This is a genomic window from Niastella soli (assembly GCF_017742245.1).
Lineage (GTDB): Bacteria > Bacteroidota > Bacteroidia > Chitinophagales > Chitinophagaceae > Niastella > Niastella soli.
Window position 1 is genome coordinate 1,051,254 of record NZ_JAGHKO010000001.1, and the last position, 20,530, is coordinate 1,071,783.

14 protein-coding genes are annotated in these 20,530 nt (G+C 44.1%); 3 read left to right on the forward strand and 11 right to left on the reverse strand.

The genetic code is table 11. The features are described 5' to 3' along the window. Positions 1-86 precede the first annotated feature (86 nt). A complete protein-coding gene (locus tag J7I42_RS04145; RefSeq protein WP_209137507.1) occupies positions 87-1,160 on the forward strand; it encodes an RsiV family protein in 1,074 nt (357 codons plus the stop codon). Positions 1,161-1,278: 118 nt separating this feature from the next. Here the strand turns inward: J7I42_RS04145 and J7I42_RS04150 are convergent, their stop codons facing one another. From J7I42_RS04150 to rplM, 7 genes are all read right to left on the reverse strand, one after another. Continuing rightward, a complete protein-coding gene (locus tag J7I42_RS04150; protein WP_209137508.1) occupies positions 1,279-1,464 on the reverse strand; it encodes a hypothetical protein in 186 nt (61 codons plus the stop codon). Positions 1,465-1,481: 17 nt separating this feature from the next. Next, entirely contained in the window at positions 1,482-2,543 is a 1,062-nt protein-coding gene (locus J7I42_RS04155; protein WP_209137509.1) for a coiled-coil domain-containing protein, read from the reverse strand. Positions 2,544-2,745: 202 nt separating this feature from the next. Further along, positions 2,746-3,459 (reverse strand): UMP kinase, encoded by a 714-nt coding sequence (pyrH, locus tag J7I42_RS04160; RefSeq protein WP_209137510.1) that lies wholly within the window; start codon positions 3,457-3,459, stop codon positions 2,746-2,748. Between the two features lie 294 nt (positions 3,460-3,753). Continuing rightward, complete coding sequence (gene tsf / locus J7I42_RS04165) at positions 3,754-4,593, reverse strand: translation elongation factor Ts (RefSeq protein WP_209137511.1); 840 nt, start codon at positions 4,591-4,593, stop codon at positions 3,754-3,756. A gap of 195 nt (positions 4,594-4,788) precedes the next feature. Next, positions 4,789-5,733 carry a 30S ribosomal protein S2 gene (gene rpsB / locus J7I42_RS04170; protein WP_209137512.1) on the reverse strand — a complete coding sequence of 315 codons (945 nt, stop codon included), beginning with the start codon at positions 5,731-5,733 and terminating at the stop codon, positions 4,789-4,791. A gap of 95 nt (positions 5,734-5,828) precedes the next feature. Beyond that, positions 5,829-6,218, reverse strand: a complete 390-nt coding sequence (gene rpsI / locus J7I42_RS04175; RefSeq protein WP_209137513.1) for a 30S ribosomal protein S9 — start codon at positions 6,216-6,218, stop codon at positions 5,829-5,831. Between the two features lie 13 nt (positions 6,219-6,231). Beyond that, the gene (rplM, locus tag J7I42_RS04180) at positions 6,232-6,675 is read right to left on the reverse strand and encodes a 50S ribosomal protein L13 (protein WP_209137514.1); all 444 of its coding nucleotides are present in this window, start codon (positions 6,673-6,675) and stop codon (positions 6,232-6,234) included. Between the two features lie 601 nt (positions 6,676-7,276). Between rplM and J7I42_RS04185 the strand changes: the two genes are divergently transcribed. Both J7I42_RS04185 and J7I42_RS04190 read left to right on the forward strand, forming a co-directional pair. Then, positions 7,277-7,879 carry an HD domain-containing protein gene (locus J7I42_RS04185; protein WP_209137515.1) on the forward strand — a complete coding sequence of 201 codons (603 nt, stop codon included), beginning with the start codon at positions 7,277-7,279 and terminating at the stop codon, positions 7,877-7,879. A 60-nt stretch (positions 7,880-7,939) separates the two neighbouring features. Beyond that, positions 7,940-8,866, forward strand: coding sequence for a hypothetical protein (locus J7I42_RS04190; protein WP_209137516.1), 927 nt, complete (start codon positions 7,940-7,942; stop codon positions 8,864-8,866). Here J7I42_RS04190 and J7I42_RS04195 read toward each other — a convergent pair. The 4 genes from J7I42_RS04195 to J7I42_RS04210 all read right to left on the reverse strand — a co-directional run bounded on the left by J7I42_RS04195 (position 8,858) and on the right by J7I42_RS04210 (position 20,263). After that, positions 8,858-12,205: a VCBS repeat-containing protein gene (locus J7I42_RS04195; RefSeq protein ID WP_209137517.1), complete on the reverse strand. Its 3,348-nt coding sequence runs from the start codon at positions 12,203-12,205 to the stop codon at positions 8,858-8,860. The genes J7I42_RS04190 and J7I42_RS04195 overlap by 9 nt on opposite strands. 18 nt (positions 12,206-12,223) lie before the next feature. Then, positions 12,224-15,541, reverse strand: coding sequence for a VCBS repeat-containing protein (locus J7I42_RS04200; protein ID WP_209137518.1), 3,318 nt, complete (start codon positions 15,539-15,541; stop codon positions 12,224-12,226). Between the two features lie 108 nt (positions 15,542-15,649). Then, a complete protein-coding gene (locus J7I42_RS04205; RefSeq protein ID WP_209137519.1) occupies positions 15,650-17,245 on the reverse strand; it encodes a RagB/SusD family nutrient uptake outer membrane protein in 1,596 nt (531 codons plus the stop codon). A 27-nt stretch (positions 17,246-17,272) separates the two neighbouring features. Beyond that, on the reverse strand, positions 17,273-20,263 hold the full coding sequence (locus tag J7I42_RS04210) for a SusC/RagA family TonB-linked outer membrane protein (RefSeq protein WP_209137520.1): 2,991 nt from the start codon (positions 20,261-20,263) through the stop codon (positions 17,273-17,275). Positions 20,264-20,530: the final 267 nt, after the last annotated feature.

Below are 20,530 nucleotides of genomic sequence, written 5' to 3' on the forward strand. Positions count from 1 at the left end.
TATTTAGTGGAGCAAAGTTAAAGTGATACGAATTTAACCCCGCTGATTTTGATCATAGACATTTACCGGTTAATTTGGCACATCGTATGAGACACATATACATTCTGTTATTTATACTTGGCACAGTTACTACCACATATGCCCAAACCAGTAAACCGGCCCCTGTTATAACCCGTTATTACTGTTTTACCGGCACCATTGATAAATACCCCGTTACCTTTTATTTGTTCCGGAATAACAATCAATTCTCCGGAAGTTATTATTACAACAGCACAGAAGAATCCATTGCTGTATCGGGACAAATGGATAAATCCGGCTTTTTAACGCTCAGTCATTCCGATAACGAAGGCAATAATACCGAAACACTATCGGGTAATTTTAAAGACAGCTCCTTTTCCGGTACCTGGTCGTACAAAGGAAAACTGTTGAGTTTCCGGGTTGCATTGAGAAAAGATAACAATGGTCTGGCCTTTGATTACATATACACACACGGAGAGAAAAAGTTGGCTAAAGAAGAATTTGGCCGTACAGAATTAGCATATAGTGCTTCTACCATCTGGCCTGCGGCCTCAGCCACTCATCCGGCAACCAGCCTCATTAAAGAAGCCATTTTTGACGCGTTTGGCGTTAAACCCGGGTCCGAGGAAATAGGTAAAGTATTGATCAGATTGAAAAACGCACAACTGAACCCGGTAAGAAAAGAAGACGAAGGAATAAATTATGATCAGAGCCAGACGGTACAAATAGAATACCTTTCTGATAAATTGCTTACAATTTCTGACTTTGGTTATTTCGATGGCGGCGGGGCCCACGGTATGTATGCCACTATTTATACCTGTATCGATCTGGTACATAACCGTAAGCTTACTATCAACGATGTGCTGGACTCTGCAGCCTGTCATAACCAATTACAAACGTTACTGGAAAAGAAATTCCGTACCGTTTACAAGGTGAAAAAAGAAGAAAAACTTTCTGAGTACTTGCTTGAAGACACCATTTCATTAACGAAAAACATTTCGCTCACCTCAAAAGGTATCCGCTTTAATTATAATCCCTATCAAATCGGCTCCTATGCTATGGGGGAAATTCAACTATACCTTCCATTTAAGGAGTTGGACGCTTGCTTGAAACCGGAGTTTAAGAAGTTATTGGGATTGTGAGTGGTGAGTGGGTCCCGACTACGCTTCGCGTGTCGGGTCTGACGACTCTGACGAGTATCAGACTCCATCAGAGATGCCGACTGCAAGCGTCGGCACTCGCGACTGTTGAGATTAATAACTACCTTGCGCCGCCAAAAATCCATTGCCCATTGCCCATTGCCCATTGCCCATTGCCCATTGCCCATTGCCCATTGCCCATTGCCCATTGCCCATTGCCCATTGCCCATTGCCCATTGCCCATTGCCCATTGCCCATTGCCCATTCCCGGACCTGAGCAAAGCGAAGGCCCGGTCTGCCGTTTCACGTTTCACTTTTCACGCTTCAGGCTTCAGGCTGCTCATTACCACTCTTACCGCCATTCTTCCCCTGTACCCTCGCCAGCATCACTTCTATTTCACTCATGCGCCTGAGTTGATTCTCGAGCTTTTTATTGTGCTCTGAGATCTGTTGCAGATCGCGATTCAGCTCTTCGAGGAAAGTGATCTTCTTTTGTAATTGCTGCCGCTGAAAATTCGATTCGCGTAGCTTTTCTTCCGTATCAGATAACAGCCTTGACAACCGCTGGTTTTCTTCCAGCAGCCCGAGGTGCTTTTGTTTGTATTCATCAAACTCCCTGATCAGTTTAAAATGGGTCTGCTGCAGCTCTTCCAGCTCAAACTGGCGGCTGGGTGGATTACTGAGGTGTTCCACCCTTGACAGTTTCTCACGTATGGCATTGAACTCCTCATAAGCCTTTTGCATCCGCTCTTCCATTTCTTCCGACAGTAACTGTTGCTGCTCCAGTTCGTGAATACGTACGTCTTTATTACGTAGGACCAGGAGCATTTCATTCAGGCGGGCGTTCAGTTCTTCATTGGCTTTTATGGTGTCAATGTGTTTGTACTCTGTTTTTTTCAACAGTTCTATCTGGTCGAGCAATAAGGTGATCTGCTGATTTTGTTCACTCAGGGAGTCCTGGGTCCTTTGTAACCGCACCAGGTATTCTTCACTCTGTTCTTCCTGAGAACTGGCGTGCAGCACAGCCGGTTGGGCCGGAGGTGGCTCGTGCCGGCGTTTTAATTCTTTGTGCAGTTCTTCAACTTCTATGGTAAGCAATTCCTCGTTATCGCGTACGGTATCGAGTTCCCGTCGTAATTGCATTTGGATCTTTTCCTGCACTTCCATTTCCTCGAAATACTTCACCCGCCATTCGTCGGTATTTTGAAAAGCAGCATCGGCAATAATGGGTGGTTCGGGCCTGGGTAAATTTATAGACATGGTCCTGCGGCTCACCAGAAAGAAATGAATAAAGAAGCCCAATGCTACCCCGCCCAGCAGGAAGACAATAATTTCCATGACCCCAACATACATCTGGTACCCCAGTATAACCAATAAACAGTTCATAACGGCTTCGGAATTAGAATAAACACTGCATCACACAGTGTGATCTTCTTTCATACACAGCATTATTTTTCAAGGGATGTTAGACCAGGAGATAATGAAAAAACCACCAGAATGGTGGTTTTTCTTATTGGAAATTTAATACGTTAATTCCATAAATGCAAAAAGCCTGGATAATAAATTTAAGTTAATGTTTATCAGTCACTTATACTTTTACCAGGGTACCTACCTTTTCACCACAGGCCACACGGCGCAGGTTACCGGGTTGGTTCATATCAAATACTATGATAGGGAGTTTGTTTTCCATGCAAAGTGTAAAGGCCGTCATATCCATTACCCGCAGGTTTTTGCTGATGCACTCCTGGAAGGTGATGGATTCGTATTTTTTAGCGGTAGGATCTTTTTCAGGATCGGCGGTATAAATACCATCAACACGGGTGCCTTTCAAAATTACATCTGCCTGTATTTCAATGGCCCGCAGAGAACCGGCTGTATCTGTAGTGAAGTAAGGGTTACCGGTTCCGGCGCCAAAGATCACCACTCTGCCTTTTTCAACGTGACGAATAGCCCGGCGACGGATATAGGGTTCAGCGATCTGCTCCATTTTTATGGCGCTTTGTAAACGCGTAAAAACCCCAATTTTTTCAAGCATGGCCTGCATGGCCATTCCGTTGATAACCGTGGCCAGCATGCCCATATAATCACCGTGAGCGCGTTCAATGCCTGTTTCCGCCTCGTTCATTCCCCGGTAAATATTACCTCCCCCAATTACTATAGCAACCTGAACACCCAGATCGGCCACCTCTTTAATATCGTGTGCATATTGCGCCAGGATAGCGGGGTCCATTCCAAAACTCTTATCGCCCATTAACGATTCACCGGAAAGCTTTACTAAAATGCGCTTGTACTTTGGTAGCATGTATGAATGACCTTTTTATATTGTGATTGTCAAATTCTAGTTTCATCAACGCTAAACACAGAACTAAGGAACCAAGAACTGAGGATTTAGTTCTCAAAGGGCTGTGCAAAGAAAGGACTTTTTATTAAAATATAAAGAGAAACCCTGAACAGGCATTTCATTATTAATTTGAAAGCAAATCACAACTAAAATGGGTTGCTCACAATGGTATTTCAGGGCAAATAAAAAAGGGAGCACCCGTTTTGGATGTTCCCTTTTATAAATGTGAAAGCAAATCACATTATCCGGATTACCTTATCCTAAAGCTACGCGCTTGAATTCAGTAACCTGTAAACCGCCATCTACGCTTTTCAGGTAGTCACCAACGGTTTTGGAATTATCTTTTACGAAAGCCTGATTTACCAGGGTGCTTTCTTTGAAGAATGCGTTTAGTTTACCTTCTGCGATCTTGTTGATCATGTCATCAGGTTTACCGGCCATTTTAGGATCAGCTTTGATCTGTTCGGTAACGATGGCGCGCTCCCGCTCGATGGTAGCAGCAGAAACTGAGCTGGCATCAACAGCAACGGGGTTCATAGCAGCAATTTGCATGGCTACGTCTTTACCAGCTTCTGGAGCAGCTTTGGTCATACCCACCAGTACGCCTATGCGGTTAGCACCGTGAATGTATGAAGCTACATAGTCAGCATCAACACGCTCAAATTTGGTAAGACCGATCTTTTCACCAATGCTGGCCAGTTTATCGTTAACCAGGTCGGCAACTTTAGCGCCATTGATTGAAGTACCATTCAGCTCATCAACGCTTTTTACATTGCTGGCAACAGCAGCATCGATGATGCTTTGTGCGAAGGCAATGAAATCAGCGTTCTTACCTACGAAGTCGGTTTCGCAGCTCAGGCAGATAGCGATACCGGTTTTATTATCGGCTGTTGTTTTAGCCAGCACCACACCTTCTTTTGCCTCACGATCGCCACGCAGTGCAGCAACCTTGGCGCCTTTTTTACGAAGCCAGTCAATAGCAGCTTCGAAATCGCCATTGGTTTCAGTCAATGCTTTACGGCAATCCATCATCCCTGCGCCGGTCATCTGGCGCAGCTTATTAATATCAGCGGCAGTAATAGCAACACTTGACATATAAAATTGATAATTTAAATATGATGAAAATTTGAAAATGATCCCACAAATAACCTGAATAAACTTACAGGATCTGTTTGAGGGATCATTTTCATTTTATTAATTCTGCTTATCCTTCGCGTACCAACGGTACAAGAAAGTGACACAACGGATGTTCAATAGTGTTCTGTGGCCTGTTACAAACCACAAACTTTACTATCTTCTTCCGCCGCCAGGACCACGTTGGCCACCAGGACGGTTACCACCGCCTCTGTTTTGACCACCGCCACCGCGATGACCACCGCCACCGCCATGACCACGGCCACCGCCGCCAGCGTTACTGCCACCGCCTCTGTTACCACCACGGCCACGGCCGCCTTCAGCTTCAGCTTCTTCTAACAGGCGTTGAGCTTTCTTTTCTTTTTCGTCATCGTTTTGATCATCAGTTTCTTCGTCTTTAGCAGCTTGTCTTTCAGCAAGACCTTCAGCTATAGCAGCAGTGATGAACTGAGTGATGATTGCGATAGACTTTGTAGCGTCGTCATTTGAAGGGATTGCAAAGTCGACTTTATTAGGATCGCAGTTGGTGTCAACCATACCAAAAGTGGTAATACCCAGTCTTTTGGCTTCAGCCAGTGCAATATGCTCATGGCCGATGTCGATGATGAATAAAGCGGCAGGTACACGGCCCAGCTGGCTGATACCACCCAGTACTTTATCCATTTTATCGCGGTCGCGACCGAGAGTTAATTTCTCTTTTTTAGTCAGCGACTCAGCGGTGGAGCTTTCTCCCAGCATTTTGTCGATGCTTTGCATTTTCTTAACGCTCTTACGAACGGTGTTGAAGTTGGTCAACATACCACCCAACCAACGCTCAGTAACGAAAGGCATGTTCACTTTGCGGGCGCACTCAGTAACAATCTCTTTAGCTTGTTTCTTCGTACCAACGAACATGATCTTTTTACCGCTGCGGGCAATCTGCTTTAAAGCAGCAGCTGCTTCGGTTAAGTGTTCGGTAGTTTTATTAAGATCTATAATGTGAATACCTTTCTTTTCAGCAAAAATGTAAGGCAACATTTTTGGGTTCCACTTCTTACGCAGGTGACCAAAGTGTACACCGGCATCCAGTAACTGCTGTTGCAATGAAGTGTTATTTTCCATTTAACTAAGTTGAAAAAGTGTGATTTGAAATTTTGATAATAACCGCCAACGTTTCCAAAACGCACTCCGCCAAAAGACGGAGGCGCCGGTATAGATTAACGTTTGCTGAACTGGTAGCTGCGACGAGCTTTTTTGTGACCGAATTTTTTACGTTCAACAGATCTCGGATCGCGTTTCAGAATACCGGCTGCTTTTAATGCAGGACGGAATTCAGCATTCAGTTCAATTAAAGCACGGCCGATACCCAGCTTAGCGGCTTCAGCCTGACCTTTCATACCACCACCGGCAGCATTGATCTTAACATCGAATTTATCAAGAGACTGAACTGCTTTTAAAGGCATTTCAACCTGGTTTTGTAAATAAACCAGTGAAAAATATTCTTTGTAGTCTTTATCGTTAATGGTGATCTTACCAGTACCGCGTGACAACCAGATACGTGTCACAGCTTCTTTACGACGACCTACGGCATTTTTTTGCTTTTCCATGTATTGTAAACAATTAGAAAGTTAAAGATTGAGGTTTCTGTGCAGCATGCTCGTGTTGGTCGCCGGCATACACAAATAATTTCTTATACATTTTGCGGCCAAGGCGATTTTTAGGCAACATACCTTTTACAGCTCTTTCCACTACCAGTTCCGGGCGACGGCGCAGGAGTTCACGTGCTGTTTCAGATTTTTGACCACCGGGATAACCTGAGAAGGTCAGGTATTCTTTTTCTTCAGTTTTGTTACCGGTGAATTTTACTTTCTCGGCATTGATAACAATGATGTAGTCTCCGCAATCAACATGTGGCGTATAATAGGGCTTATTCTTACCACGAAGAATAGCTGCTATTTTCGCGCACATGCGTCCCACGGTTTGATTGGTACCGTCTACAACATACCAGTTGCGTTTTACGGTAGCCGCATTCGCATGTTGGGTAGTGAAATGTAGTTTACTCATTTTTTAAAAACTTTTAGCTGAAAATTGCTTCAGCCGGTTAAGAAATAAACAGCAACGCCATCCCGCTTGCTGTTTCCGCCTTTTAATCACGTAACTAAAAACGGGTCGCAAAGATAGACCCTTCCAATGGGTACAACAAGAAAATATAAGACTATTTTTCCATCGCATCTTTACAATTCGTTGATTTTCAATAAATATTTTGACATATTATTTATCATACTGCTTAAAAACCGCATACAGCGGGCGTTTCGGAGCACTCATTTGAGCAAAACCGGTCCCAGATTCCGGGTCATGAGCGGGCCTGCACCGAGCTTACTACAATAGCCATCCGCATTGCTGTGGGTGGTTATTTTTTTACAATGAACTCCTTTTCATTCCCGCCGTTTTGGTACTCTTTTCAACAGCCTTTGCTCTCGGTTTTTTTATTACGGTACCCACCGTCACCGCATTCCTGTTGATTGCGGATAATTCAACGCTATCCCGTCTTTACATTCAGTTACTTTTAAGAATAAGGCTGCCTTCCTCTCCATTTCAAATTAGTTTTAGAAAATCAAATCGTATCTTACGAATCGTCAAGAATTAAAAACTTACTTCACTAACCATGTCCATCCACTTACTCGGCCGCAACACCTTTGGGGATGTTGCCAACACCGGAAACCTGATACCTATTGAGGAAGCTCACCAACTACTAAACGAATGGGTACCCAACGATCGCCTGCGCCTGCATATGAAACAGGTGGCCGCGGTTATGAAAGCCTGGGCCCTTGAAAAAGAACAGGCCGATGAATTGACCGCCCGTAAATGGGAGCTGGCCGGGTTGCTACACGATGCCGATTGGGAAATATACCCTGATGCCCATTGCCGGGTAATTGTTGAAGAACTGGAACGCCGGAATATTGACCCCGAAGTGATCCATTGCATTGCTTCGCATGGCCCGCGGTATTTTGGCGTTGAGCCCAGCAACACCATGGATAAAATGATCTATGTGTTTGATGAGCTCTCCGGTTTTATTCATGCCTCAGCCCTTATACGTCCAACTAAATACGACGGCATGGACGTAAAAAGCGTGTTGAAAAAATTAAAAACACCTTCTTTTGCCGCCCAGGTTAACCGTGACGATATTACTGATGCCATTGCGCGCATAAATACCCCATTGGAAGAAATCATTCAGTTCATTATCAATCATCAGAAAGAGATCCAATAAGCCGTTGCCGGTAACATCAATATTCGCTATTTTGCAAATACAGATTGTTATAAAGGCACTATGAAAAAATGGCTATTAGTACTGGCTTTTGTTATTATTGCGGCTTTTGCAAGTATTTATCTTTTTATACCTGCCCGCCTCGACATTGTACAGGTAACACCCGTTAATTGCACCACCCCTGGCGCCTACAGAAATATGGCCACCGTTGAAAAATGGAAGAAATGGTGGCCTGGGTCCTCATGGCACAGCAACACCTTTACCTTTCAAAAAGGGAATTATGTGATCTCAAAAATGCTCTTGAATACCCTTGAGATCAACATCCGTCATGAAGATCTATCAATTAACAGCATGTTGCACTTGCTGCCAACAGGAGATTCTACCAATATTCAATGGACATGCATTTATCCTACCTCACTTAACCCTATTAGCCGCATTCAGCGTTACAGACAGGCCATTATCTTAAAAGAAAACATGGCTGCGGTGCTTGGTCATTTCAAGACCTTTGCAGAGAAAAAAGAAAATATTTACGGCATTAATATCCAGGAAACAGTTTTTAAAGACTCATTTCTGATCAGCACAAAAAAATACCAGGCTACTTATCCTACCGTTCAGGAAGTATATTCGTTGATCAGTGATTTAAAAACTTACAGCGCCACCCAACAGGCAAAACAAACGGGCATTCCTATCATGAATATCATGCCTTTAAATCCTTTCGGGTTCCAGGTAATGGTAGCCCTTCCTATTAACAGATCATTAGCTGCCAATGGACGCTTTTTCAACCAGCGTATTCCGCTGAATCGCTTTTGGATGGCGCGGGTACATGGCGGTGATGCCACGGTAAAAGAAGCTTTATACCAATTTCAACTATATATTCAGGATTACCACCGCACGCTGATGGCGCTGCCCTTTCAACAACTGGTAACAGACAGGACCACAGAACCCGACACTACCCGGTGGATCACCGATGTTTATGTACCGCTATTTTGAAAACTTTATTACCATTAAACTGTCATTGTTCCGGGCCAGTACAAACGCTTCTTTCTGTGCGATCTCAATTTTTTGTATCCGGCGTACCTGTCCTTTTATTGGCAAGCCATTAGGGTTTTCCACTTCAAACCGATTGTTGCCCTTATTTATTAAAACGGTACCCCAATTGGCATCATAACGCCCCATTTCAACATTGTTCTCATAATAATTGCCTCCAAGTAGCAGATCGGGTAAACTGTCGTTATTGGCGTTTATCACTGCAGCGTCGCGGTAACTTGTTAACTGCGCTTCCCAGGGCAGGGGTTGGGTGGTGAACTTCATATGACCGTCGTTGATCAATATGGCATTATCAAAGTAATTGGCTGTTAATATTTCTGATGCATCCAATTTTTCAGCAGTAAAAAGATCATTCAAACGAGCTTTGGCGAAGTCTTCCGCATACAAAAAGTTCTTCTTTAATACCGGCATCTGCTTTTCCAGCTCTGATTTGTTGGCAAAGGGTATTTCTTTGCCCTGTACAAAATACGTTAACACCTGCTCCTTTTTCCCGTTCTCATCAAAATCATTGTAGTACAATCGAACCGGTTGTTCTTCCGATGCCTTCAGTCGACTGTTCAAACCCAGATTCCCTGCTACCAGGTCAATATCCCCATCGTTATCGAGATCGCAGGGCAATACAAAATTCCACCATCCCTTTTTATCGGTAAGCGCCTTGCGGGTAAACTGGCCATTGTTATTGATCCAGGCATCTATACCGCCCCATTCAAGTGAACAAATAAGGTCTTTATCACCGTCTTTATCCAGATCGAACCAAAGGGCCCGGGTCACAAAGCCCGCTTTACCCAGGTCTTTGGCATAAGCAGCAGTTACATCTTTAAACTTACCCGTGCCGTCGTTTTGTAAGAGATACGACTGAGGAATTTGTCCGTATGCCCAGGGTACAGCCCTGCCACCAATGAACAGATCAACAAAACCATCTTTATTAAAATCGTAGGGAACAATGCATGAAAAGGTTTCATACAATCCCGTAAATGCATTGGGTAGTCGGGTGAATTGCCCCTTACCATCGTTCAGGTAAACCCGCGGCAACAGGTGTGCATCGTTACCATAAAATTCATTCCCACCGCTGGTCACTACCAGGTCAGGAAAGCCATCGTTGTTCACGTCGGTGATGCAGGCATCCACATCCTCATAGGTGCTATCGTTATCAAGATCAGGCTGCTGCGTACGATAAAACGTACCCCCTGTTTTTTGTAAATAAACAGCGCCCTTTTCCCATTTGGCGGCGCCAATATATACATCCGCTAATCCATCATTGTTTATGTCTGCTATTGCCAGTGCCGGGCCTTCGGTAGAAAGCATGTGCGGGATCAGCGGCTCGCGGTCAAACTCTGCAAAACGATTCTCTTTATGCAGATAATCGAGCCGAACACTGTCGGTTATATTAATAACGGGAGCTGAAGGATTCTTCTTAAAAGTTGTTATGAGGTGGTAATCGAATGCGGGTAGCGCTTTTTGCCAGGTGAGCGTTAAAGGGGAATTATTAGCCGTAAGATTGATGCGCTGACAAGTATTATCAGGCCAAACAACAAATGCAGAATCAGGTCTTATTTTATCCAGACCAATATGCACGGGTATCTCCATGGCCGACATAAACCCATGCACCCCCTGTTTTTCGTACAGGTATAATTGATTGCGCCCAAACAGTACCAGCTTGGCGCCCACCCCATTTAGGTTACCGGCGGGGCCTTTGAGCTTTATATCAACATAGGCTTTATCATGTTTGTCGTTGCTTTTATTTTCATACACCATAACCGGATCGTTGATGTTGTTCACCACAACATCCAGGTCTCCATCGTTGTCAAGATCGGCATAAATGGCGCCATTTGAATAGGTGGGTTTGTCATTTGCTACCTGTTGTTCCAGGTCGGCAAAGGCAAGATTGCCCGTATTTTTGAAGAACTTGTTGGGGATCTTTATCTGGGGAAATTTATCGGTAAGCGCCAGGTCTTTTTCATGACTTCTATTGGTCCTTAGCTTATTTTGAATTTCTTCGTTGCCTATGTAATTGATAAAGTCTATATCATTCATTCGCTTGGGAATACCGTTCGATACAAACAGGTCCTTCATCCCATCGTTATCAAAATCCATCCACAGGGCTGCCCATGACCAATCAGTAGCCGATACGCCGCTATACAGGCCAACTTCACTGAACGTTCCGTTCCGGTCGTTTAATTGCAGGTTATTACGGGTATACTGGTAGTTATAACCAATATTGATCTTTTCATTGTACAGGTCCCAGGTATCTTCCCCCAGCGACCTTTTTAAGATGTAAGGGTCGGCAGGCAGCATGTCCATGGAAATGATCTCGGAATACCCATCATTATTTACGTCAGCAATATCAACTCCCATGCTGTATTGACTGCTATGCATGATACACTTGCCCAGCTCTTCTTTGAAAGTGCCGTTGCGTTGGTTGATGTACAGGTAATCGTTCTCATGAAAATCGTTCCCAATGTAGATATCAGGATATCCATCGAGATTGATGTCACTCACCGCTATCCCCAAACCATACCCAATAGCAGAACTGTTGATCCCTGATTCCCGGGTTACCTCGGTAAATTTGGTTACCCCGCCACCAGCGGCATCATTCCTGAACAGGCGATCGCCAGAAAGCGTTTCATACGTACCTATAAACTCTTTACGCGGGCGAAAGTTGCTGATGGCATGAACAGAGTGATTCAACAAATACAGGTCCAGATCGCCATCTAGATCGTAATCGAGGAATGCAGCCTGTGTACTAAATCCGGAAAAATCAACACCAAACTCCTGCGCTTTGTCAACATATTGCGGCACTCCGTTTTTATCAATACCCGAACAGATCAAAAACTGGTTATGGTTTTTCAATGGGCCATAATTACCCACACGGCAGATATAAATATCAAGTAAGCCATCATTGTTGATGTCTACAACGGAAACACCCGTGCTCCAACCATGGTCCTGGGGAATACCGGCTTCTTTTGTTACTTCTTTAAAATGCAGTTTACCGGTATTTAAAAACAATTTATTCTGTTCCAGGTTCGAGGCAAAAAACAGGTCCACCAGTCCATCATTATTAAAATCACCGGCGCCTACCCCAGCGCCATTATAGTAATACATGTAATGAAAAATGTTGAACGAATCAGTTGGTGTTAGGGTATTGGTAAAATGTAAACCTGTACTGCTTTCATCCAGCAACTCAAACAACGGAGGTTGTTTATCACCCCTGTTGCATGCAGAAAAAATATGGACTGATAGGATCATCAAACAAAAGCCTGCCCAATGCTTACTACTGATCATAACTTTCAATTCTCTTGTTTACTTTTTTATACTGTATAGGACCGGGTAATTATCATTTCGTGCAAACAATACATAATTAATACCTGCACCCGGTATAAGGGTGATGTCGCGCACTTCGCCATCAACCATCAATCCAGATTGCCTGGCGGATAACCAGGTAAACCGGCCTTTGCCATTATTGATCAATACATCGCCATAGCTTGCATCCAGCTTGCCAAACTGGGGTGGAAACCCATATTTATTACCGCCCAGCACCAGGTCTATGGCCCCGTCTTTATTTACATCTGTACAAAGAACCGCATTCTCCATAGAAAGTTGTGCCTGGTATGGCAAAGGCTGAATTTCAAACTGTCCATTGCCCTTATTGATCGCTATACAGGATTTGGAATAGTTAAACAGCTTTACACCGCTTTTATCTATCATTTCCTTTGGAAATAATTCCTGGATAGACCTTTTTGCATAATCCTTATGCTGCAGGTTTTCCTTTTTTATGGAAGGTATTTCTTCCTGCATATCCCGTTTCAGAAAAACCGGCACATCGCGTTTATCTGCTGTACGGGTAAGTATTTTATCTTCTGATCCATTGCTATTGAAATCGTTGATCCATAATTTAACCGGGTTGGCAGCATCGGGATGCAGATAAAAATTATCGCCCACATTACCCAACACAAGATCGGTTTTTCCATCCTGATTTATATCTGTAGCTACTACAGTTTGCCACCATCCATACAACTCCCCCAGCTGGCTTTTAACTTCTGTAAAATGATCGCCGTTAAAAGAAAATATCCGGGGCGCCATCCATTCTCCCACTATTATCAGCTCTTTACCGGCATCGCCCGTCACATCGGCCCATACAGCACTGGTCACCATACCGATATTGGCAATCTCCCGATTCTTTGTTTGAGCAATATCGGTAAAATGGCCATTGCCATCGTTCAGGTAAATAAAACTAACAGGCGGCACCCCATAATTGCGGGGTGTGCTTCGGCTTCCAACAAACAGGTCCAGGTCGCCATCCTGGTCAATATCATTAGCAACGGCCACACCGGTATTCATCCCATTACTTTTAAATGCGGCCGCATCGAGGGTAAAATTTCCTTTGCCATCGTTCTTTAGCAACCTGCTTTGCATTTCACGGCTATAAGGCGGAGAATTATTGCCACCCGGTCCTACAAACAGATCGGCATCGCCATCTTTATCGCAATCGAAAAATAACACGGCCTCATCTTCCAGATCTTTAAACTGTAGAAAAACCGGCTCCTGCTTTTTTATAAATCCGCCTGTCTTTTGTTGGATGTACAATTGCCCGGGATGATCTTTGGTTCCGCCAATGTATATATCCACCAATCCATCGCCATTTACATCAGCAGTAGCTATTTTGGGGCCTTCCCGGGAAAGAATTTCGGGAATATTCCTTTCATAATAGAAATCCACATAATCGTCTTCCACGTGCTTATCGAATACAGCGGGAGCAAGTGTAAATAACAACGAATTATTTTGCAGGGTATCTGGCAGCAGGCTTTTTGTGGCAGCGGCTTTAGTAAGTACCAGCATGGTATCTACAGCCGGATGCATAATGGTAGCTACAGTACGATCGGGCCACATAATTACCATTGAATCAATGGCAGTTGTTTTACCCAACCCAATCACCTGTTTATAATCCATTGAGGATTGAAAACCCCGGCTTGGTATCACTTCGCGGGTAATAATGGAGCCGCCGGCATGGATGGTTATTTTGCTTCCTATGGCACAGGTGTTGGGGGAATTTTCTTTTAGCAAAACACTGATGTAATGATTGGTATGTTGTTGGCTGGCGTGGTTCTTATAAACAAAGGCGGGGCCATTGATATTATTGACGATCAGATCAAGGTCGCCATCGTTATCCAGATCGGCATAGGCTGCCCCGTTTGAAAAAGAGGGCTGGGTGAAACCCCAGTCTTTCCCGGCATCAGCAAACTGCAAATTGCCCAAATTCCTGAATGCTTTATTAACAACAGGTGTTTGGGGAATATGCTCCAGCACTTCATGTACTTTTTCCTTTTTACCGGTCAATACCATTTTCTGAATTACATCATTAGCGAAAAAGTCCATAAAGTCCAGGTCGGTCACATCGCGGTTCACGCCATTACACACGTATATATCGTTCAGACCATCATTATCAGCATCGAACAACAGCGCGCCCCAGCTCCAGTCACTGGCACAGACCCCGCTGTAATTGGCCACGTCAGAAAAAGTGCCGTTGCCATTATTTATCTGCAAACAGTTTTTCATGTACTGATGGTAAAATCCTATTTGCAATTTATTCCGGTACTGATCTATGTTATCGAATGCACCCAGGGTTTTTAAGCGATAATCATTGTCGGGTAACATATCGGTAGTAAAAATATCAGGATAGCCGTCGTTGTTAACATCGGCGATATCGGCCCCCATGGAGGAAAAGCTGTTCTGCTTCATGCATTGCTCCATTTCATCCTTAAAAGTGCCGTTGCCCTGGTTGATGTATAAATAATCGCGTTCGTATGAATCGTTGGCTACGTAAATATCAGGATAGCCATCGTTGTTGATATCTGCTACTGAAACGCCAAGGCCAAAACTCATTAAAGTACCGTGGATACCGGCTTCTTTATCTACTTCAGTAAAATGGCCATTGTCGTTCCTGTACAGGTGATCACCGCCATCTTTTACAAAGGCAGCAACGTCCCAGTCTTTGGCCGGAAGGTCACGGCGATTGGTATACCCCAGGGTATTCACGGGCATGGGGCTGTTATCGATCATAAAACAATCCAGGTCGCCATCGAGGTCGTAATCGAAAAAAGAAACCTGGGTAGTATAAGCAGAAATTGCCAACCCGTATTTTGCCGCAGATTCAGTAAAAGTGAGGTCATGGTTATTGAGATACAGCTTATTTCGGCGGTGGCCGTTTTTCATATGGCCCGAGTTGCAAACATACATATCGAGCCAGCCATCGTTATTAATATCCACCATAACAGCGCCAGTGCTCCACATACTATCCTGTTTCATGCCGCTTTTGGCGGTAATGTCTTCAAATTTGAAATCACCTTTATTCAGGAATAATTTGTTTTCATCCATATTCGAGGTAAGCAGTACGTCGGCCAGGCCATCGTTATTGATATCGCCAATGGCCACTCCGCCGCCATTATAAAAATTGCGGAACAAAAAACTGTTGTCATATTCCTGGTCAACCACCTGGTTATTGAAATTGATACCAGAATTTTCGACCAGTTCAAATAAAGTTGAACGATCATCTTTTTTGTTGTTGCAGGAATAACAAACAGCAACGGTAAGCAGGCAGCCAAGCAATCTTTTTAAACGCATCCAAATAGTAATATTATTAAATATAAGGAGTACTAAAGGTTATTGAAAGGACAAAGGTCATTATTGAATAATGACCTTTGTGATATACAATAAATATAATGATAAAAGTTATTCGCTATAACCGGGATTTTGTTTCAAATTCGGATTAGCCAGTAATTCGTCAGGTGCAATGGGGAACAAAAGGTTTCTCAGCGGGTCGGCATCAGCATCTTTTAATGCCCATTGTTTCAGGTATACGCCAAACCGGATCAGATCCTGGCGGCGCCAGCTTTCCCAATACATTTCACGTCCTCTTTCAGCAAGTAATGTAGTAGGATCATACACGTTACCCGGATTAACAAGGGTAATAGTGGCTAAAGCAGTGGCACCACGAGTAGCCCGCAGCGGATTTATTAAACCCAGCGCTCCGGCCGTATTGGGTGAAGATTGGCGTAACATGGCCTCTGCCACCATCAACACCACATCGGCATACCGGAAGATCTGCAGCTGGTTTTTCTGGTTTCCATCAGAATAGGCCGCATAATCAGGCGGATATTTGATCACTCTTATCCCGGCTACTTCCAGACGGTTCTTATCGGTCTCAATCAGTTTTACTTCAGGTGTAAATTTCAATGGATTACCCTGGCGGTCTTTTATTGAATCGCCTTTTTCATTAAACTGTTGGCCTACCAATAAGCCGGGTCTCAATCCCGACACATCTGTAACCCCAGGATAAGCGTTGCCGCCAACCCTTTTATCTGTTGCGCCAAAAGTGTTATAGAAATCGGCCACCGTTGAAAAGCCATTCCAGCCTGCTTCCCCTTTTTTCTTTTCCCAGGAATTATAGTGCAGGGTCATCATCCAACGGGCATTGATCCCCCCACTGGTAATACCATCCGGATTGGAAGACGCGCCGGTATTGGGCCATGCCAGAATCATCTCATTAGAAGTAGTGGCATTCTGCGGACCAAAATTATCGAAGTAGTTGGGGGTTAAACTATAACCACCAGTGGTTATAATAGTATTTCCCAATGCTATTACCTGTTGCATATCGGCATTATCAAAAGTAGGTGTTTGCCGGTTTAAGAAGGCGCCTTTGTTTAACAAGACCTTCATTAATAAAAAGCGGGCCGCATCGGGGCTGGCTTTATATGGTTTGTTTGTAGCAGGCAATTGCGGTATTATGGCTGTTAACGTAGCTACCAATGTATCGATGGCTTCTTTCGGCTGTAATACCGGGGCAGGACCTATAGAATTGTATTCTGAAACGGGACGGTAAGGTACCTGACCATACAGATCGAGAAAATAGAACTGTGCAAGGGAGCGAAGGAACAATGCTTCTGCGCGTTGGGTGGCATTGGGATTAAAAGCCAGTACAGTAATAGCAGAACTTTCCAGGTTACCCAGTCCATTGTATACTGCTTTAAACTGGGAGTGAATAGGTGTCCAGGTGTGGGCATGTAATACTCTCCATACACCATTATCATCCCAGTCGCCACCACGTACCGGTATTAGCGCTTCATCTGTAGTAGTTTCCTGTAAGGAAAACATTTGATCCTGTGCATGCATTAATCCGGCCATACTATTATAAGCACCAGTTAACAGCGCACTTGCCGTGGAAGTGTTGGCAGCGGGATTGGAGAAGCTGTCCTGAAGGCTCTGGTCCAGTTTTGTACAACCCATTGATAAAACCAAACCTATTGCTGAGATATATGTAAGCTTCATACTTGTTTTTTTAAGTTGTAATAGTTTTTATAAAGAGAAACTAAGCCCGAGAAGGAAAGTCCTTTGCGTGGGATAGCCGATATAGTCTATCGCCAGGGAAGGAATGCCGTTCAATGCTTTATCCACATTTACTTCGGGATCGAATCCTTTATAATTTGATATTACAAATACGTTGTTAACCGAGAAAGTAACATTGAGGTTCTTTATTTTGGACACATCGCCAAATGCATACCGCAGCGATGCGTTATGAAGTTTAAGATAGCTGCCATTTTCCAGGAAACGGGTAGAGGTAGTGATAGGATTGGCTGGGCTTTCTGAAGTAGTTACCAGTCCTGAAGCAATGTTTCTACCACCAATAATATTGGAAATGTTCAATACGCTCATGGCTGTATTGTTGTAGATCTTATAACCAAACTGGCCATGCGCACCCAGGTTCAGGTTCCATTTTTTGTATCTCAGGTCGGTACTGAATCCCATAAATGATTTTGGATTGGGATCGGCGACGAACTCAGGGATACCGCTGTTTTTATAGGTACCAATCCCGTCTTTATCAAATCCCTGAAATATGGGCAGATAATATACGTTAATGGGCTGATTATGCGCTATAGCCTGTGCATATGCGCCACTGGTACCCTGTCCATGCAATGCCCCCGTTAACAGGAAGGGCGTATTGCCTGCTGGCGGATAATCGAACCTGTTCTTTAAGAAAGTAATGTTTCCATTGGCGCTCCAGGTAAAGTCTTTGCCGCTAATAATGTCGGCACCCAGAGAGAATTCCACGCCATAATTTTTTACAAAGGCGCCGCTATAGTTGTAGAATAACGTTCCGCCCAAACCCGTTGGTTGTGCTACTGGCGTAAGAATGATGGGATCAGTTGTTTTCTTATTGAAGTAATCGATTGTACCCCATATGCGGCCCTTTAACAGGGTAAAGTCAATACCCGCATTGATCGCCTTTACCGTTTCCCATTTTAATTTATCGTTGCCAAAGTGTACCGTTTGAAGTGACCCGTTGCTCGTATACCGGTATACGGTCTGCGCAGCATCTGCCGTAAATTCCTGGTTACCGGTCTCTCCATAACCCACGCGCAGTTTTAAATTATCCACTATACCGTTGTCCTTCATGAAATCTTCGTTGCTTATGGTCCAGGCTGCCGCTACAGAAGGGAACCATCCATATTTATTGCTCTTACCAAACTTGCTCGATCCATCGGACCGGATTGTACCAGTAAGTGAGTATTTATCGTGGAAGTTCAGGATAGCTCTTGCAAAAGTACTTTGCAGTTCAACAGTAGGGTCCTTGAAGGCGCTGGACCGCAGATTCGCCTGCTTTCCATCCTGCATATTGTCGTAGTAGTGAATACCGGTACGTGACTGTTCTGTCAGGTTGTAATTGAACCCATACACATACTGATTGTTGTTCGAAAAGTTTGTTTTCCAGTATTCATACCCCACCACTGCATTAAGAGAAAGGTCCTGGGCGATCTCCTTATTAAAGTTGAGCGTATGTGTTATTGTTTGTGAGAACAATTTGCCATTGGCCGTATATGCCAGCCCATTATCCGGAGCGTCGCCGCCAATCCGTTTGATCCAACCCTGGATCTCGGTATTACGATCACCTACACCGTAGTTTACTCCATACAAAAACCGGTACTCGAGCCAATCAGCGAATTTATAGCCTGCACTGAAATTACCCAGTAAAGTAGTTGTATTAGTTTTGTCGTTGTAGGCATCTGATAGGGCCAGTGGATTGGCCTGTCCACTCTGATTCGTTTGATTATAAGTTCCATCCTTATTATATAAAGTAAGGGTAGGGTTCCAGATCAGGGCCAGCGAGATCAGGTTACCGTTGCTACCGGCATCTTGTGAAATGGGTGCAATTTTTTCAGCTACATTGGCAGCAGTGGCACTGAAATCGAGACTTATTCTTTTATCCCAGAATTTATACTGACCATTAAAGTTGGCTACATATTTTTTCAGGTTGGTCTTTAAAATAATACCATCCTGGTTGCCCATAAAAAAAGAAGCCCTGTATTTACCATTGTCATTGCCCCCACTTAAAGCCAGGGAGTAGTTTTGGGTGTAGGCATTATTCCGGATAATTTTATCAAATGCATTAACGTTTGCACCCGAGTCGGTATTAGGCGCATTATATTGTGCAATGGCCGCCTTGTAACCACCTGCATCCAGCACATCTATTTTACGCATTTCATCGCTGATACCCACGTTTGCATTTACATCGACCTTGCCTGCGCCCATGGCGCCTTTTTTAGTAGTTATTAAAACTACTCCATTGGCGCCGCGCGCCCCATAAATGGCCGATGCAGATGCATCTTTTAATACTTGTATATCAGAAATTTCATTAGGGTTGATAAAGGTTAACGGGTCACTGGGAGGAGAAGTTCCCACTGAGTTGGAGGTAAAACCAGGCCGGGGTGTGCGGCCATCCAGTGCAATACCATCTACCACATACAGCGGTGTATTACCCGAACGGATAGAATTGTTACCCCTGATCTTTACAACGGCCAGGCCACCGGGCTGACCGCTACTGTTAGTTATTTGCAACCCGGGAACTTTACCCTGCAATAACTGCTCAGGAGAGTTGATCTGGCCTCTGTTAAACTCTTTTGCTGAAACGGAGGCTACCGAACCGGTAATATCCCTTCTTTTAGCGGTACCGTACCCAACCACAACCACCTCGTTCAAGCTGGTGTTGCTTTCTTCCAGTTTAACTTCAACAGCGGTCATTGTTGAAACGTCTACGTCGATTGTTGTAAAGCCTACGGCACTAACAGTTAGCGCTTTGGTTGCTTCCGGAACTGCTAGCCTGAAGATGCCTTCAGAATTGGTAGTAGTTCCGCCTTTGGAACCTTTAATAACAACAGAAGCGCCAACAATGCCGGCACCTTTGCTGTCTTTGATACTACCCGTAATTTGTTTTGTTTGAGAATAAACGGCGAGAGAATACATGACAGTCAGTAAAGGCAGTACTGCCTTTAGCAATCGTTTTGAGGGCATAATAGAAGTAGTTATTGGTTAAGAAACAATGATACCAATGTGTAACCTATACACAATTATACTTAATTTCTTAGATTCCAAAAAATAAAACAAGCTCCGCTCAATGCTTCACAAAAACTTAATTGCTACAGAATACTGCCTTACTGCAAGAAGATATGATCCGGGAACATGGCCTGGGACGCAGGCTTTCATGTACCAGATTGCATGGTAAGATTAGCGTGACTCTCTTAAATAGACAGTCACAACATTAAAATGCTGCTTTATAGC